Source organism: Arenimonas composti TR7-09 = DSM 18010 (assembly GCF_000426365.1).
GTDB classification, from domain to species: Bacteria; Pseudomonadota; Gammaproteobacteria; order Xanthomonadales; family Xanthomonadaceae; genus Arenimonas; species Arenimonas composti.
Genome location: NZ_AUFF01000011.1, coordinates 49,043 through 66,037 on the forward strand (window position 1 = coordinate 49,043; position 16,995 = coordinate 66,037).

The 16,995-nt window shown below is 69.3% G+C and carries 14 protein-coding genes and 1 rRNA gene; 3 read left to right on the forward strand and 12 right to left on the reverse strand.

The features are described from left to right. The first annotated feature begins 5 nt into the window (after positions 1 to 5). Together K311_RS0112200 and K311_RS0112205 are read left to right on the forward strand one after the other, a co-directional pair. The gene (locus tag K311_RS0112200; protein WP_043798124.1) at positions 6 to 1,370 is read left to right on the forward strand and encodes a sigma-54-dependent transcriptional regulator; all 1,365 of its coding nucleotides are present in this window, start codon (positions 6 to 8) and stop codon (positions 1,368 to 1,370) included. A gap of 4 nt (positions 1,371 to 1,374) precedes the next feature. Further along, complete coding sequence (locus K311_RS0112205; RefSeq protein ID WP_051240091.1) at positions 1,375 to 2,688, forward strand: sensor histidine kinase; 1,314 nt, start codon at positions 1,375 to 1,377, stop codon at positions 2,686 to 2,688. An 8-nt stretch (positions 2,689 to 2,696) separates the two neighbouring features. On the opposite strand, the gene glmU is transcribed toward K311_RS0112205, so the two are convergent. Continuing rightward, positions 2,697 to 4,076 (reverse strand): bifunctional UDP-N-acetylglucosamine diphosphorylase/glucosamine-1-phosphate N-acetyltransferase GlmU, encoded by a 1,380-nt coding sequence (glmU, locus tag K311_RS0112210; protein WP_026817550.1) that lies wholly within the window; start codon positions 4,074 to 4,076, stop codon positions 2,697 to 2,699. A gap of 57 nt (positions 4,077 to 4,133) precedes the next feature. Here glmU and K311_RS0112215 point away from each other — a divergent pair, with 57 nt between their 5' ends. Further along, positions 4,134 to 4,562 carry a GtrA family protein gene (locus K311_RS0112215; RefSeq protein ID WP_043798122.1) on the forward strand — a complete coding sequence of 143 codons (429 nt, stop codon included), beginning with the start codon at positions 4,134 to 4,136 and terminating at the stop codon, positions 4,560 to 4,562. A 77-nt stretch (positions 4,563 to 4,639) separates the two neighbouring features. Here K311_RS0112215 and K311_RS0112220 read toward each other — a convergent pair whose 3' ends face one another. From K311_RS0112220 to rrf, 11 genes are all read right to left on the reverse strand, one after another. Next, complete coding sequence (locus tag K311_RS0112220; protein ID WP_026817552.1) at positions 4,640 to 5,065, reverse strand: F0F1 ATP synthase subunit epsilon; 426 nt, start codon at positions 5,063 to 5,065, stop codon at positions 4,640 to 4,642. A 21-nt stretch (positions 5,066 to 5,086) separates the two neighbouring features. Further along, the gene (gene atpD, locus K311_RS0112225) at positions 5,087 to 6,496 is read right to left on the reverse strand and encodes a F0F1 ATP synthase subunit beta (RefSeq protein ID WP_026817553.1); all 1,410 of its coding nucleotides are present in this window, start codon (positions 6,494 to 6,496) and stop codon (positions 5,087 to 5,089) included. A gap of 81 nt (positions 6,497 to 6,577) precedes the next feature. Next, positions 6,578 to 7,441, reverse strand: a complete 864-nt coding sequence (gene atpG, locus K311_RS0112230) for a F0F1 ATP synthase subunit gamma (RefSeq protein ID WP_026817554.1) — start codon at positions 7,439 to 7,441, stop codon at positions 6,578 to 6,580. A 95-nt stretch (positions 7,442 to 7,536) separates the two neighbouring features. Next, on the reverse strand, positions 7,537 to 9,081 hold the full coding sequence (gene atpA / locus K311_RS0112235) for a F0F1 ATP synthase subunit alpha (RefSeq protein ID WP_043798117.1): 1,545 nt from the start codon (positions 9,079 to 9,081) through the stop codon (positions 7,537 to 7,539). 61 nt (positions 9,082 to 9,142) lie between these two features. Continuing rightward, entirely contained in the window at positions 9,143 to 9,673 is a 531-nt protein-coding gene (locus K311_RS0112240) for a F0F1 ATP synthase subunit delta (protein WP_026817556.1), read from the reverse strand. A gap of 6 nt (positions 9,674 to 9,679) precedes the next feature. Continuing rightward, positions 9,680 to 10,150 (reverse strand): F0F1 ATP synthase subunit B, encoded by a 471-nt coding sequence (locus K311_RS0112245; protein ID WP_026817557.1) that lies wholly within the window; start codon positions 10,148 to 10,150, stop codon positions 9,680 to 9,682. A 62-nt stretch (positions 10,151 to 10,212) separates the two neighbouring features. Further along, a complete protein-coding gene (gene atpE / locus K311_RS0112250; protein WP_026817558.1) occupies positions 10,213 to 10,488 on the reverse strand; it encodes a F0F1 ATP synthase subunit C in 276 nt (91 codons plus the stop codon). Positions 10,489 to 10,549: 61 nt separating this feature from the next. After that, positions 10,550 to 11,416, reverse strand: coding sequence for a F0F1 ATP synthase subunit A (atpB, locus tag K311_RS0112255; protein WP_043798115.1), 867 nt, complete (start codon positions 11,414 to 11,416; stop codon positions 10,550 to 10,552). 3 nt (positions 11,417 to 11,419) lie between these two features. Continuing rightward, positions 11,420 to 11,812, reverse strand: coding sequence for an ATP synthase subunit I (locus K311_RS16810; protein ID WP_051240093.1), 393 nt, complete (start codon positions 11,810 to 11,812; stop codon positions 11,420 to 11,422). 173 nt (positions 11,813 to 11,985) lie between these two features. Continuing rightward, positions 11,986 to 16,158 carry a Calx-beta domain-containing protein gene (locus K311_RS0112265; RefSeq protein ID WP_161627318.1) on the reverse strand — a complete coding sequence of 1,391 codons (4,173 nt, stop codon included), beginning with the start codon at positions 16,156 to 16,158 and terminating at the stop codon, positions 11,986 to 11,988. Between the two features lie 523 nt (positions 16,159 to 16,681). Further along, positions 16,682 to 16,796 (reverse strand): 5S ribosomal RNA (rrf, locus tag K311_RS0112270). Positions 16,797 to 16,995 lie beyond the last annotated feature (199 nt).

Below are 16,995 nucleotides of genomic sequence, written 5' to 3' on the forward strand. Positions count from 1 at the left end.
ACCGCATGCGCGCAGCGAGCAACGCCACGATCCTGGTGATCGACGACAACCCGACGGTCGGCACCGCGCTGGAAATCCTGTTCTCGCTGCACGACCTGCGCACGCTCTGCGCGACCTCGCCGGAGGAGGGCCTGGCCCTCCTCCGCGACGAGGCGGTCGACCTGGTGATCCAGGACATGAACTTCACCGCCGACACCACCTCCGGCGAGGAAGGCCAGGCGCTGTTCCGCGAGATCCGCGCGCTGCGTCCGGACCTGCCGGTGATCCTGATGACGGCGTGGACGCATCTGGAATCGGCGGTCGACCTGGTGCGCGCGGGCGCCGCCGACTACCTCGCCAAACCCTGGGACGATCGCAAGCTGCTCGCCGCGGTCGCCAACCTGCTCGAGCTCGGCCAGGCCACCCGCGCGCTCGGCGAACGTGCCCGCAGCGAACGCCGGCAGCGGCACGCCCTCGAGGCGAAATACGACCTGCGCGGGCTCGTCTGGGCCGACCCGGCGATGGAGCGGGTGCTGAGCCTGGCCTGCCAGGTCGCGCGTTCCGACGTGCCGGTGCTGATCACCGGCCCGAACGGCGCCGGCAAGGAGAAGATCGCCGAGATCGTGCAGGCCAACTCGCTGGTGCGCGAAGGTCCGTTCGTGACGCTCAACTGCGGCGCGCTGCCGAGTGAGCTGATCGAAGCCGAGCTCTTCGGCGCCGAGGCCGGCGCCTATACCGGGGCCGGCAAGGCACGCGAGGGCAAGTTCGAGGCTGCCGACGGCGGCACCCTGTTCCTCGACGAAATCGGCAACCTGCCGCCGGCCGGGCAGATGAAGCTGCTGCGCGTGCTCGAGACCGGCCGCTTCGCGCGCCTCGGCTCGAACCGCGAGAAGCAGGTCAAGGTGCGGGTGATCAGCGCGACCAATGCCGACCTGTCCGGGATGATCCGCGCCGGCAGCTTCCGCGAGGATCTCTACTACCGGCTCAACGTCATCGAGATCGCGCTGCCGCCGCTGGCCGAGCGGCCGCGTGACATCCTGCCGCTGGCGGCGCGCTTCCTGCCGCCCGGCCGCAGCCTCGGCGACGACGCCGCGTCGGCATTGCTGCGGCATCCGTGGCCGGGCAACGTGCGCGAGCTGAAGAACGTGATGCAGCGCGCGGCGCTGCTGGCCGCCGGCGAACGCATCGGCGCCGGCGACCTCGGCCTGCCGCCGCCGGCGAATCCGGCCGGCACGATCGCCGGCAACGGCGACGCCGAACCCGACCGCGAAGTCATCGAGCAGGCGCTGGCGCGCGCCGGTGGCGTCGTCGCGCAGGCGGCGGCGGAGCTCGGCCTGAGCCGGCAGGCGCTGTACCGGCGCATGGAGCGGCTGGGCATCGCCCGGCCCTGACCGCGTGGCACCGCGCCGATCGATCGCCGGCCACATCGCCCTGGTCTGTGCCGGCGTGTCGGTGCTGGCGGTCACGCTGACGCTGCTGTTCGACCACTTCTTCGACAGCGTGCTGCTGGCCGCGTGCATCGCGCTGATCGTCTGCCTGCCGCTGTCGCTGCTGCTGGCGCGGCGGGCGGTGGCGCCGGCGCTGTCGCTGTTCCGGGCGCTGGCCGGCACCGCGCTGAGCTACCGCGACGGCGACTTCGGTTTCGGCCTGCGCTGGAAACACCGCGACGAGCTCGGCGACCTCGTCGACGCCCACAACGAACTCGGCGGCGTGCTGCGCGAACAGCGGTTGTCGCTGGTGCAGCGCGAGCTGCTGCTCGACACGATGGTGCAGAACACGCCGGTGGCGATGCTGCTCGTCGGCGACGGCGGCCACGTGGTCTACGGCAACCTGGCCGCGCGGCGCCTGCTCAACGGCGGCCGCAAGCTCGAGGGACTGGCGCTGGAAACGCTGCTCGCGGCGGCCGCGGTGCCGCTGCGCGAGGCGGTGCAGCGCGGTGGCGACGGCCTGTTCGCGGTCGGCGAAGGCGACGAGGAGGAAGTGTTCCACCTCGCCCGCCGCGCCTTCCGGCTCAACGGCCGGCCGCACGAACTGCTGCTGCTGCGCCACCTGACCAGCGAACTGCGGCGGCAGGAAGTGCAGACCTGGAAGAAGGTGATCCGGGTGATCAGCCACGAGCTCAACAACTCGCTGGCGCCGGTCGCTTCGCTGGCGCATTCCGGCGCCGAACTGACCCGGCGCGGCCAGACCGCGCGGCTGGAGGCGATCTTCGCGACGATCGAGGAACGCGCCCGCCACCTCGAGGGTTTCATCCGCGGCTACGCGCGTTTCGCGAAGTTGCCGACGCCGCGGCTGGAGCCGGTGGCGTGGCCACTGTTCGTCGACCGGCTGCGCAGCCAGGTGGAGTTCGTGGTCGACGGCGAGCTGCCCGACGAGCCCTCCCGCCTCGACCAGGCGCAGATGGAACAGGCGCTGCTGAACCTGCTGAAGAACGCCCACGAATCCGGCTCGGCGCCGGAGGCCGTGACGCTGCGCGTGCGCCGCCAGCCAGGCCTGCTGCGCATCGAGGTGATGGACCGCGGCACCGGCATGAGCGACGCGGTGCTCGAGAACGCGCTCGTGCCCTTCTACTCCACGAAGCGCAGCGGCACCGGCCTCGGCCTGGCGCTGGCGCGTGAGATCGCCGAGGCGCACGGCGGCCGGATCGGCCTCGCCAACCGCGAGGGCGGTGGCCTGGTGGTGGTGATGTCGCTGCCGCTGCCCCTGTAGGAGCGGCTTCAGCCGCGATCGCTCTTCGCCGGGCGCTTCCAGCCTTCGATCGTCACCTGCCGGCCGCGCGCGACGCTGAGCATGCCGTCCGGCGCGGTCTTCGTGATCACCGAACCGGCGCCGATCGTCGCGCCTTCGCCGATCGTCACCGGCGCGACCAGCGACGAGTTGGAGCCGATGAAGGCGCCGTCGCCGATCGTCGTCTTCCACTTGTTCACGCCGTCGTAGTTGCAGGTGATCGTGCCGGCGCCGACGTTCACCGCGGCGCCGATCTCGGCGTCGCCGAGGTAGGTGAGGTGGTTGGCCTTGCTGCCGCGGCCGAGGCGGGTGTTCTTGGTCTCGACGAAGTTGCCGACGTGCACGCCGTCGGCGAGGCCGGTGCCCGGCCGCAGACGCGCGAACGGGCCGATCGTCGCGGCACCGTCGGCGATCACGCCGTCGAGGTCGCAGTGCGCGGCGACGACCGTGCCGGGCCCCAGGTCGACATCCCTGAGGCGGCAGAACGGACCGATGCGCACGCCGTCGGCGAGGCGAACGCGGCCTTCGAGGATCACGTCGACGTCGATCTCGACGTCCCGCCCGACGGTCACGTCGCCGCGGACGTCGAAGCGCGCGGGGTCGGCGAGGCGCACCCCCTCGCGCATCAGGCCCTCGGCGACGCGACGCTGGTACATGCGCTCGAGACGCGCGAGCTGCAGCGGATCGTTGGCGCCTTCGGCCTCGCCGGAATGCCGGCACAGCGCGACCTTCGCCGGACGGCCGTCGGCGCGCGCCATCGCGAAGATGTCGGTGAGGTAGTACTCGCCCTGGGCATTGTCGTTGCCGAGGCGGGCGAGCCAGCGGCGCAGGTCGGCGGCCGGGGCGACGACGATGCCGGTGTTGACCAGCTTCACCGCGCGCTGCTGTTCGCTGGCGTCCTTCTGCTCGACGATCTGCTGCACGTCGCCGTTGCCGTCGACGATCACGCGGCCGTAGCCGGTCGGATCGGCGAGGGTGTCGGCGAGCACGGCCGGGCCCTCGCGGCCGGCCTCCAGCAGTCCCTGCAGCGTGTCGACGCCGATCAGCGGCACGTCGGCGTACATCACCAGCACCACGCCGTTCTCGGGTACCGCCGGCATCGCCTGCAGCACCGCATGGCCGGTGCCGAGCTGTTCGGCCTGGTGCGCCCAGTGCAGCGTGGCGTCGTCGGCGAACGCGGCGCGCACCTGGTCGCCGCCGTGGCCGTAGACGATGTGGATGCCGGCGGCGCCGAGCGCGCGGGCGCTGGCGACGACGTGGGCGAGCATCGGCCGGCCGGCGACCTTCTGCAGCACCTTCGGGACGGACGACTTCATGCGCTTGCCCTCGCCGGCGGCGAGGACGATGACGTGCAGGGAATGACGGGACATGGGATTCCTCCGGCCGCAAGTATCGGCGCTGCAGCGCGGCGCTGCTAGCATCCGCGCGTGACTTCACCCTCGCCCGCACTGCCGCGCCAGTTTCTCCGCTTCCTGGTCGTCGGCTTCGCGCAGCTGGGCCTCGATTCGCTGGTCTACATCGCCGCGAGCGCGTTGGGGACGCCGGTCGTGGTGGCGAACATCGCCGGCCGGCTCGCCGGCGTGTCGCTGGGGTTCTGGGCGCACGGGCGCTGGACCTTCGCCGATGCCCAGGGCCATCACCTGCACGGTCGCGCGCTGCTGCGCTTCGTGATCAGCTGGACGACGCTGACCGCCGCCAGCACGCTGCTGGTGGCGAAGGCAGCGGACGCGTTCGGCCTGCACTGGTCGTGGCTGGCCAAGCCCTTCGTCGAGGGTGTGCTGGCCGGCGTCAGTTTCCTGGTGCTGCGCTACTGGGTGTTCCGGAGCAGGAGGCAGGCGACCGCAGGAGGGGGGTAGCGGATCCGCCAGAGAAAACGCCGACCCGGAGGTCGGCGTTTCTGGTTGCGGAGCCGGTCGACGCCGGCGGCGAAGCCTCAGTGCTTGAGGCTGCGCTTGAGATGGGCGAGCGCCTGCAGCTGCGCCTGGGTCTCGATGAGCCGCTGCTGCGCCTCGGCGAGGTCCTGGGCTTCGCCGCGGCCGGCGAGGATGCGCTCGGCCTCTTCCTTGGCCTTGAGCACGGCCGCCTCGTCGAGGTCGGTGCCGCGGATCGCGGTGTCGGTGAGCACCGTCACGACCTGCGGCTGCACCTCGAGGATGCCGCCGGACACGTAGATCACCAGCTCCTCGCCGTTCGCCAGCGTCAGCCGGACATTGCCCGGCTTCAGGCGGGTGATCAGCGGGGCGTGCCGCGGCGCGATGCCGAGCTCGCCCATCTCGCCGGTGGCGACGACCATCTGCACGTCGCCCTGGAAGATCTCTTCCTCGGCGCTGACGATGTCGCAACGGATCGTGGATGCCATCTCTTACTCCCTACGCCGGGATCAGGCCGCGGCCTGCAGCTTCTTGGCCTTCTCGAAGGCTTCGTCGATGCCGCCGACCATGTAGAAGGCCTGCTCCGGCAGCGAATCGCACTCGCCGTCGCAGATCATCTTGAAGCCGCGGATCGTCTCCTTCAGCGACACGTACTTGCCCTTGGCGCCGGTGAAGACCTCGGCCACGGTGAACGGCTGCGAGAAGAAGCGCTCGATCTTGCGGGCGCGCGACACCGCCAGCTTGTCGTCTTCCGACAGCTCGTCCATGCCCAGGATCGCGATGATGTCCTTGAGCTCCTTGTACTTCTGCAGCGTGGACTGCACGCGGCGGGCGGTGTCGTAGTGCTCGTTGCCGATCACGTTCGGGTCCAGCTGGCGCGAGGTCGAGTCCAGCGGGTCGACGGCCGGGTAGATACCCAGCGAGGCGATGTTTCGCGACAGCACGACGGTGGCGTCGAGGTGGGCGAAGGTGGTCGCCGGCGACGGGTCGGTCAGGTCGTCCGCGGGCACGTACACGGCCTGGATCGAGGTGATCGAGCCGGTCTTGGTCGAGGTGATGCGCTCCTGCAGGACGCCCATTTCCTCGGCCAGGGTCGGCTGGTAACCGACGGCCGACGGCATGCGGCCCAGCAGCGCCGACACTTCGGTACCGGCCAGTGTGTAGCGGTAGATGTTGTCGACGAACAGCAGCACGTCACGGCCCTCGTCGCGGAAGTACTCGGCCATCGTCAGGCCGGTCAGCGCGACGCGCAGGCGGTTGCCCGGCGGCTCGTTCATCTGGCCGTACACCATCGCCACCTTCGACTTCTCCGGCTCGGCGACGTTGACGACGCCCGACTCCTGCATCTCGTGATAGAAGTCGTTGCCCTCACGGGTACGCTCGCCGACGCCCGCGAACACCGACAGGCCCGAGTGCTCGGTCGCGATGTTGTTGATCAGCTCCATCATGTTGACGGTCTTGCCGACGCCGGCGCCGCCGAACAGGCCGACCTTGCCGCCCTTCGCGAACGGGCACATCAGGTCGATGACCTTGATGCCGGTCTCGAGCAGCTCGGTGGTCGAGGCCTGGTCCTCGTAGGACGGGGCGGCGCGGTGGATTTCCCACGTGGTGTCGGCCTTCACCGGGCCGACTTCGTCGATCGGGTTGCCGAGCACGTCCATGATGCGGCCCAGGGTGCCGAGGCCGACCGGCACCGAGATGGCGCGGCCGGTGTTCTCGGCGACCAGGTTGCGCTTCAGGCCGTCGGTCGAGCCGAGGGCGATGGTGCGCACGACGCCGTCGCCCAGCTGCTGCTGGACCTCGAGGGTGATCTCCGTGCCCTGCACCTTCAGTGCGTCGTAAATCTTCGGCACGTCGGCGCGCGCGAACTCGACGTCGACGACGGCGCCGATGATCTGAACGATCTTGCCCTGACTCATGGTGGTTTCCTCTGGAAAGCGATTCTGGTTGAACGGTTCGCGCGAAAGAGCGATCGCGGCTGAAGCCGCTCCTACATTTTCTTAGACGGCGGCGGCGCCGCCGACGATCTCGGAGATTTCCTGGGTGATCGCGGCCTGCCGCGCCTTGTTGTAGATCAGGTTCAGCGTGCCGATCAGTTTCGTCGCGTTGTCGGAGGCGGCCTTCATCGCCACCATGCGCGCCGCGTGTTCGGAGGCGAGGTTCTCGAGCACCGCCTGGTAGACCAGCGATTCGACGTAGCGCGTCAGCACGTGGTCGAGCACGGTCTGCGCGTCCGGCTCGTACAGGTAGTCCCAGTCGTGGCGCGACTCGAGCGACTCGGAGGCCGGCAGCGGCAGCAGCTGGTCCAGCGTCGGCTTCTGGCTCATCGTGTTGACGAAGTCGTTGTACGCCAGGAACACGCGGTCGACGCGGCCCTCGGCGTAACCGTCGAGCATCACCTTGACGACGCCGACCAGCTTGGACAGCTCCGGCTTCTCGCCGAGGTGGGTCACCGAGGCCAGCAGGTTCAGCTGCAGGCGACGGAAGAACACCGTGGCCTTCTGGCCGATGCAGACCACGTCGATCTCGGCGCCCTTCTCCTGCCAGGCGCGCATGTCGGCGATGATCTTGCGGAACATCACCGAGTTCAGGCCGCCGGCGAGGCCGCGGTCGGTCGAGACGATGACGTAGCCGACGCGCTTGACCTGCTCGCGCGCGGCCAGGAACGGATGCACGTACTCGGAGTTCGCCTTCGCGACGTGGCCGATCACCTGACGCATGAGGCGCGCGTACGGGCGCGACTGCTTCATGCGGTCCTGCGCCTTGCGGATCTTCGAAGCGGAGACCATCTCGAGCGCGCGCGTCACCTTGCGGGTGTTCTGCACGCTCTTGATCTTGGACTTGATTTCCCTGCCGCCTGCCATGTTCCTTCCTTACGCTGCTCTCGTAGGAGCGCCTTCAGGCGCGATGCTCTTCTGAAGGCGCCAAATCGCGGCTCAAGCCGCTCCTACATGATCGATCACCAGCTGCCGGTGGCCTTGTACTCGGAGATGATCTGCTTGAACGACGCCTCGATGTCCTTGTCCCAGGCGCCGCTGTCGACGATCTTCTGCTCGAGCGCGCCCTGGGTGTTGCTCAGGTGCGCGTGCAGGCCGGCTTCGAACGCGAGGATCTTGTTCAGCGGCACGTCGTCGAGGTAGCCCTCGTTCGCGGCGTAGATCGAGATCGCCATCTGCGCGATGTTCATCGGCGCGTACTGCTTCTGCTTCATCAGCTCGGTGACGCGCTGGCCGCGCTCGAGCTGCTTGCGGGTCGCCTCGTCGAGGTCGGAGGCGAACTGCGCGAAGGCCGCCAGCTCGCGGTACTGCGCCAGGGCGATACGGATGCCGCCCGAGAGCTTCTTCATGATGTTCGTCTGCGCGGCGCCACCGACGCGCGACACCGAGATGCCGGCGTTCACGGCAGGGCGGATACCGGCGTTGAACAGGTCGGTCTCGAGGAAGATCTGGCCGTCGGTGATCGAGATCACGTTGGTCGGCACGAACGCCGAGACGTCACCGGCCTGGGTCTCGATGATCGGCAGCGCGGTCAGCGAGCCGGTCTTGCCCTTCACGGCGCCGTTGGTGAACTTCTCGACGTACTCCTCATTGACGCGCGCGGCGCGCTCGAGCAGGCGCGAGTGCAGGTAGAACACGTCGCCCGGGTAGGCTTCGCGGCCCGGCGGGCGGCGCAGCAGCAGCGAGATCTGGCGGTAGGCCACGGCCTGCTTGGACAGGTCGTCGTAGACGATCAGCGCGTCTTCGCCGCGGTCGCGGAAGTACTCGCCCATCGTGCAGCCCGAGTAGGCGCTGATGTACTGCATCGCGGCCGACTCGGAAGCGGTGGCGGCGACGACGATGGTGTGCGCCAGCGCGCCGTTCGCCTCGAGGCGGCGGACGATGTTGGCGATGGTCGAGGCCTTCTGGCCGATCGCGACGTAGATGCACTTCACGCCGGTCGACTTCTGGTTGATCACGGCGTCGACGGCCAGGGCGGTCTTGCCGGTCTGGCGGTCGCCGATGATCAGCTCGCGCTGGCCGCGGCCGATCGGGATCATCGAGTCGACGGACTTGTAACCGGTCTGCACCGGCTGCGAGACGGACTTGCGGGCGATGACGCCCGGCGCGACCTTCTCGACCGGCGCGGTCAGCGAGGCGTTGATCGGGCCCTTGCCGTCGATCGGCTCGCCGAGCGCGTTGACGACGCGGCCCAGCAGCTCCGGACCGACCGGCACTTCGAGGATGCGGCCGGTGGTCTTGGCCACGTCGCCCTCGCGCAGGTGCTCGTAGTCGCCCAGGACCACGGCGCCGACCGAGTCGCGCTCCAGGTTCAGCGCCAGCGCGTAGGTGGCGTTCGGCAGCTCGATCATTTCGCCCTGCATCACGTCGGCCAGGCCGTGGATGCGCACGATGCCGTCGGACACCGAAGTCACGGTGCCTTCGTTGCGGGCCTCGGCGGCCAGCTTGACCTTTTCGATGCGGGCCTTGATCAGTTCGCTGATTTCGGACGGGTTGAGCGTCTGCATGGGGATGTCCCTGGATCGTCCGGCTCGCGCCGGCGCTTGGTTCGAAGGAAAAACGTGAGGATCAGTTCGCGAGCGCCGCGCCGAGGCGCGCCAGCTTGGTGCGGAGCGAGCCGTCGATGACCACGTCGCCGGCGTCGATCACCGCGCCGCCGATCAGCGCCGGATCGACCGCGGTGGCGACTTCGACGTCCTGGCCGAAGCGGCGGCGCAGCGAGGCGCGCAGCTGCTCCAGCGCGGCACCGTCGAGCGGCTGCGCCGAGGTCACCGTGGCCTTGACGACACGCTCGGCTTCCGCGCGCAGTTCGTCGAACAGGCCGGCGATCTCCGGCAGCAGCGGCAGGCGGCCGTTTTCGGCGAGCACCGCGAGGAAGTCGCAGAACTGCGGATCGGGTTCACCCGGCGGCAGCAGCAGCTCGACGAGCTGCTCGTCCTGCGACATCGGGTTGCCGATCGCGCTCTGCACGCCCGGCACCGCCGCGGCCTGCGCGGCGAAGCCGAGCATCTGCGACCACTGCGGCAGGCGGGAGGCTTCCTTCGCCAGCGCGAAAGCGGCACGGGCGTAGGGACGGGCGAGGGTCAGGGCCTGGCTCATGTCGGATCAGATCTCGGCGGCGAGCTCGTCCAGCAGCGCCTTGTGGGCGTTGCCGTCGATCTCCTTGCGGATCAGCTTCTCGGCGCCGGCGACCGCGAGCGCGGACACCTGGCGACGCAGGTCTTCCTTGGCGCGGTTCGCGGCGGCGACGATCTCGGCCTCGGCGAGCGCCTTCTGGCGCGCGGCTTCGGCGATCGCCTCGGCCTTCGCCTGGTCGACGATCTGGTTCGCGCGGGCATGCGCCTGCTCGATGATCTCGTTGGCCTTGGTGCGCGCCTGGCGCAGTTCCTCGGCGACCTTCTCCTCGCCCTGCGCGAGTTCCTTGCGGGCGCGGTCGGCGGCGGCGAGGCCTTCGGCGATCTGCTGCTGACGCTGTTCGATCGCCGCCATGATGTGCGGCCAGCCGAACTTCATCACCACCCAGGCGACCGCGAAGAACGCGATGCCCTGGACGACCAGGGTGAAATTGATATCCATGTCCTACTCCTGTGCGCCGGCGGCTCGCGCCGCCGGCAGGCCGGTGCTCACCGAGGGGCGGATCAGCCGCCGAGGGTGGCCAGGAACGGGTTGGCGAAGATCAGCAGCAGGGCGATGGCGACGCCGATGATCGGCACGGCGTCCAGCAGGCCGGCGACGATGAACATCTTGGTCTGCAGCATCGGGGTCAGCTCCGGCTGACGCGCGGCGCCTTCCAGGAACTTGCCGCCGAGGATCGCGAAGCCGATCGCGGTGCCCAGCGCGCCGAGGCCGATCAGCAGGCCCGCCGCGATGACCGTCATGCTCATCACGTCGGCGATAAGGTTGATGTTCTGCATGTTGCTCTCCGTCTGACGCTGTGTTGGAAGGTTGAGGGTGGAACGAAGGAAAAACGGTGGATCAGTGCTTCTCGCTCGCCATCGACAGGTAGACGACGGTGAGCATCATGAAGATGAAGGCCTGCAGCGTGATGACCAGGATGTGGAACGCGGTCCACACGAAGCCGGCGACGAACTGCACCGGCGCCATCATCCAGGTCATCGCCTCGTTGACGGCGCCGCCGAGCGTCATCACCGCGATCAGGATGAAGATCAGCTCGCCGGCGTACATGTTGCCGAACAGTCGCAGGCTCAGGCTCAGCGGGCGGACCAGTTCCTCGATCACGCGCAGCAGCAGGTTGGCCGGCGCCAGCAGGATCTTGCCGACGACGCCCTCGGCGTGGAACGGCGCGGTGAACGCCTCGGCGACGAACAGGCCCAGGCCCTTGTGCTTCAGGCCGAACCAGTGGATCAGGAAGAACACGCCCAGCGACATGCCCAGGGTCGTGTTGAGGTCGGCGGTCGGCACGACGCGCAGGTAGGCGTGCTCCGGATCGTGGCCGGAGAGTTCGGCGCCCTTGCCCCACAGGGCCGGCAGCCAGTCGACCGGGATCATGTCCATGAAGTTCATCAGGAACACGAGCGCGAAGATCGTCACCGCCAGCGGCGCGATGTAGGCGCTGCGGCCGTGGAAGGTTTCCTTGACGAGACCGTCGATGCCGGTGACGAACATCTCGACCGCGCACTGCAGCTTGCCCGGCACGCCCGGCGTCGCCTTGCGCGCGGTGCTCAGGAAGATCGTGAGGAACACGACGGCCGCGAGCAGCAGGAACGCCACCGAGTCGACGTTGATCGTCCAGAACGCCCCGTCGCCGAAATTCCACTGGGCGTGATGGAGGTGATGCTTGATGTAGCCGGTGACACCACCGGTTCCGGATTCAGCGCTCACTCGTCACCTTGTCTTCTGTTCGCCACTACGAGCCGGCAAGTGCGCCAGCGGGAACACCAGCATCGCCACCACCAGGCCGGAAAGAACGGCCAGCGGCGGCAACCGCCAGGGAACGATCGCCAGGTAGAGCACGACGATCACCAGCAGCCACTTCAGCAACATCCCGACGGCCATGCGCAGATGGATCACGCGCGCCGGCTGGATCCCGCCGCCGAGGGCCACCCTGGCCATCGCCTCCGTCCCCAGTGCCGCGGCCGTCGCACCCGAGAGGGCGCCGGCCGCTGCGTCCATGTCCCTGACCAGGCCCGCGACCATCGCCGCCAGCACGCCTGCAGCCAGTTGCAGCAAGGCGGCCCTGCGGGCGATACGGCGGCCGGAGGCCAGGGAGTTGGACACGATGGATCCGAAAGGCTGGAACCCGAAGGCCCCCGCGGAAGGCGCAAAATTATAGCCTCCCGGGTCTGGCCGGGACAAGTCGCGGAAGGCGTTGGCGGGCCCTGCCGATGGCGGCGCCGACAGCGCCGCTCATCGGGGGAGCCGCGGCGGTGCCACGCCGCCGCGGCGACGTTTCAGGGCGGCAGGCAACCCTGCAGCGAGCTCGGGCCACCGAGCGGCTCGACCGGCTCGTCGGCGGTCCATGCCCCGGGCACCCCGTCGGTCCAGATCGCGTCGAGTTCGATCTCCGCGAAGCTGCCGCCGGAGAAGCGCCGGCGCAGGTTGCCGACGTCGAAGCGGGCCGGCGCACCGCTGCGCTCGCACAGCGGACAGAAGCCACGCAGCTGCTCCAGCGCCATCACCGCATCGGCGCCGGCGAACGGTGCCGCTTCGGCAGTGAGGAAGCGCGGCACGCCGCGGCCGTCGTAGACGAAGGCGGCGTAGAACTCGTAGTTCTCCCACATCTGCACGCTGTAACCGGTGCCGGCACGGGCCGGGTTGAACCAGTGCGAGCTGACGTCGAGCGGCGCCCCGGCCAGCGTCGGGCAGCCCCAGCCCAGCGGCTGCAGGCGCTCGGAGCCGTACTCGCCGTCGAGCAGGTAGCTGAAGACCATGCCGTCGGCGGTCGGCGTGACGAACGCCTGGCCGACGGCGGTCAGGCGGTGGCTGCTGCCGTTCCAGGCCGCGCGGTAGAGGCCGCCTGTCCAGACGCCGTTGCCGGTGGGCGCCGGGCCCTGCAGGTAGTACCAGGTGGCACTGCCGTCCTGGAAATAGGTGTACCAGAGGCCCGCCCAGTCGCCGCCGGCCGGGTACAGCAGCAGGCCGTGGCCGCCGCGGTCGGGATTGAACCAGCTGCCGCGCGGCGCAGGCGCGATGCCGCTGCCGATGACGGACGCGCTGACGGTGATCTCGTGCGCCTGGGCACTGCGGTTGTCGACGACGAGGTACCAGCGCCCGGCGGTCGGATCGCCGATCGCCATCGAGACGGCGCCGGCCTGGTTCTCCCAGCGATACTGCTGCGCACCGCTCACCGGCGCCGGCGCGATGTGCGGGGACGACCAGCCGTCGGAGACGCGCATCAGGGTCAGGTCGAAACGCCCATCCGGCGCCATCACCGTGAAGTCGAGCGCCGCTGTGCCGGGCGGAATGTCGATGTACAGGCGGTCCTGGCGAACGCCCGGCACCAGTTGCAGCCGCTGCTCGCGCTCTTCCAGCGCCAACGGGGTCGCGGCGATGACCGCGCGCTCGATCCGCACCGGCACGAGCACCGGCGACACCCCTTCGGGATGGCCGATCTCGAGCATCGCGTACACCGCCTCTCCGGCGGCCTGCTCCGGGCGATTCCACAACACGCGCACCGGGAAGCTCTCGCCGGCCGCGAGCCTGCCGGGGCCGGTCGCGGCCACGGCCGGGCCGTTGCGCGCGGCGACATCGCTGTAGACGAAACCCTCGACCCGTGCCCGCTGCGCCGGACCACGCGCGTGCAGCATCAGCCACCACGCGCGGTCGCCGTCGGCGATCGCCATCTCGCAACGCTCGACGGCGGTGGCGGTCGCGGCGGTGCAGCGGACTTCGCCCGGCTCCGCGACACCGTCGTCGTCGAGGTCGATGCCGAGATACACGTCGACGTCGCCGGCGTCGAGTGAACGCGCATCGACGAGCACGCGGCGATCGTGGCCGGCGTTCACCGGATGGACGGCGACGTAAGTGCCGTTGCCGTCGAGATCCCAGGGTGATTCCGGCGTCGGATCCGCCGACAGTTCGACCTCGACCGGAGGCAATCCGAAGATGCCGCGGGCGGCGAACTGTGCGTCGGGCATCGCAGGCATGCCGCCCAGGGCGATGTCCGCGAAGCCCGCACCGGTATCGCTGCCGACGCTGACGCCGACATGCGGTCGCACGACGAGGGTCACGGTCGCGGTGGCGCAGCGGCCCTCGCTCTCGCACAGGCGGTAGACGAAGCTGTCGTCCGTCGCGACATCGGTGTTCGGCCTGTAGACGATGCGGTCGTCGGCGGCGCTCGCGGTGCCGCGGGTGTCGATCGTCGCGGTGCCACGCGCCGGTGCCACGCTCAGCGCCAGACTGCCGGTCGCGAAGCGCGAGGCGGTGAGGACGTCGTTGGCGAGGACGTCCAGCGTGGCGCCCGGCGAGTTCATGAGCACGACCGCGTGGTCGTCGCGCGGCACCAGCAGCGGCACCGGCGTCCCGCCGTCGTCGTCGAGGATGCGCACGACCGCACTGCCACCGCTGAGCCGCGCCCCCGCGATGTTGACCAGCGCGACGCTGAACGTCTCGTCGGGCTCGGCCACCGTGTCACCGCGAATCGTCACGCTGACGCTGGCGCTGGTCTGCCCGGCGGGAATCTGGCCATTGAACGCGACCTGGTCGTAGTCGCTGCCCGCGGTTGCGGTGCCGTTGCTGCTGACCGCGGTGAACAACACGGTCTCCGTCGACGGTGCCGACAGCGTCACCGGCAGCGTGACGGTCTTCGTGCCGGCATTGCCTTCGACCACGTCCGCGCCCGCGATCGAGATGACCGGCCGCGCAGGTACGCCGTCGTCGTTGCGGATGCGGCCGACCGCGAACACATCTCCGACGGCGGCACCTCGCACATTGTTGATCATCACGTAGAAGCGCTCGTCCTCCTCGACGGTGGTGTCGCCGAGCACGGGCACCGACACCCGCACGGAGGTCGCTCCCGCCGGAATCGTGACGTCGGTGAACTCCGCCAGCTCGTAGTCGACGCCGGCGGTCGCCGCGGTCGGGCCGGGCGCGTATTCGTGCGTGTGGAAATCGAACATGACCGGCATCGCCGACGGCGCCGACAGGCGGACGAGGAACTCCGCGTTGCGACGGCCGCTGTTGCCCTCGTCGACGGTGGCGTCGTCCATCGACAGCGTCGGCGTCGGTTCGTCGTTGATGATCCTGGCGATGCCCTGGCCGTCGACGATACGGGCGCCGGTCGCCGAGATCGCATTGAGTGCGAAATACTCGTCGACTTCCACCGCAGTGTCGCCGCGCACCTTCACGACATGGGTGACGCTGGTCTGGCCCGGGGAAATCGTGACCGTGGCGGTCTGCTGCACGAAATCGGCGCCGATCGCACTGCCGAACATGGTGGCGAGCTGGACCGTCACCGGCGTCGCGCTCGGCTTCGACAGCGAGATCACGAAGCGGGCATCGACTTGGCCGGAGTTGCCTTCGACGACGCTGGTGTCGCCGATCGAAAGTTCCGGCAGCGTCGTCGACGGCAACGAGGGTGTGATGCCTGCGACCATCGTCCGCGTGTTGTTGAGGCTGCGCACGTTGTCGGCGTCGGCGGCATTGCCGCAGACCTGGCCCATGCAGTCGCCGTGCAGCGGACTCGACCAGCGGCCGATGCGCACCTGCGGGCCGGTGTCGTAGGCCATGATCGTCGCGAAACCCTCGCTCGGCGACAGCGTGCGGCGGAAGCCGTGCGAGTAGGCGTAGGCCCCGGGCTCGCCGTCGGCGGTCTCCATGTCGTGATGCGAGCCCATGTTGTGTCCGAGCTCGTGCGCGAACGTCCAGTCGCCGCAGTTGTCGTTCGCGAAGCCGTGGTCCGAGGTCACGGAGAAGCCCCAGTCTCCGGTGAATGCGGATCCCCCTGTGCCGGCGAGCCAGGCGACGCCACAGCTGTTCTGCGAGCTGCGGTCGAAATTGCGCAGCATGGCGACGAGGTCGGCACCGTAGAGGTCACGCAGGCGCAGCACCTCCTTGCGGATCGGCAGCGACTCGGGCTTCCCCACGACGGCGCCGGTGAGCTCGTACAGGGCGTCGTCGTTGTCGTTGTTGACCGTGTAGTCGACCATGTGCCGGGCGACGACGCGCACGTTCTGACGAACGTCGCTGTCGAGGTAGGACTGGTTGGTGATTTCCTCGAGGTGGGCAATGCGGGCGTGCACGGCCTCTACCGAGCCCCACAGCTGCACGAGGATCGGCGTGTAGACGACCACGACGTCGATCACCGGATCGCCGGGCGCGGCCGGACTCGACCCTTCAGCGGCAGCAGCCTGCTCCTGCCGGCGCCGCTGCGCGCGCCCCTCGGGCGTCGGAGCCGGTGGTAGCGCGAAGTCCGGAGTCGGCGTCGCGAACACCGGCAGATCGTCGTCTCCCTCGACGAGGGCGGTCACGCCCCGACGGGTTTCGAGACGCAGAGCCGGGCCCTCGAACTGCGGAATGGTGCCGAAGGCGACGTCGTCGCCGATCGTCAGCACCACACTCTGCGGCCCGAAACGGGTATCGACGCGGCCGGTGATCACCCTCAGACCATCGGCGCGGACACGCATCGCCAGATCATGCGCGACGAGTGGCGTCGCACCAGAGGAGGGCAGCTCGAGTTCGCCAGCGCGAACGGCGGCTTCCAGCGCGGCCCGGTCCAGGCGGATCGGCGTTCGCCCCTGGACGCCGGGAACCGGGCCATTCGCGCCGCCAGCGGCCGCGGACACCGGGGCGAACGCGGGCCCATGCCGTTCGATCGCCGCCTCGGCGGCGCCCGTCATCAGGACCGCGGCGAAACAAAGCGCGAGGCGGGAAGCGCCTCGCCGGTTGGGGCGGAGCGGGAAACTCGACATGGTCGGCACCGGCGAACTGGATGGTCGACTGTTTAGCAAATTCCCGAGGACTCGTCGCCATGCGCGGCGGCAGTGACGGGGGTGCGCATATGCACGACGGATTCATGAAGCTGCCTGGTCGCTCCGCTGCGGAGTTGCCGCCGACGACACCACAGCCAGCGCCGGCCCGTAGCACCCGCGGTTTTCTGCGGCGCAAAGAAAAACCCCCGCCGATAGGCGGGGGTTTTAGGGGTAGAGCCCCTGGCGATGACCTACTCTTGCATGGCTTAGGCCACACTACCATTGGCGCAGCTGCGTTTCACTTCCGAGTTCGGGATGGGATCGGGTGGTTCCACAGCGCTATGGTCGCCAGGGAGAGGGTGGAGGGTCGCGGAGTTTCCGGCCGGTGGTCTGGCGGGAGTGCGCGCACACGCTCTCATGGGGTGGGAAGTAGCGAGGTTCGTGGCGACGGTCCGTCGACGTGCGTCGAGGCCGAAGCGGATTGAGGTTATATGATCAAGCCGCACGGATCATTAGTACTGGTCAGCTCAACAGGTTGCCCTGCTTACACAC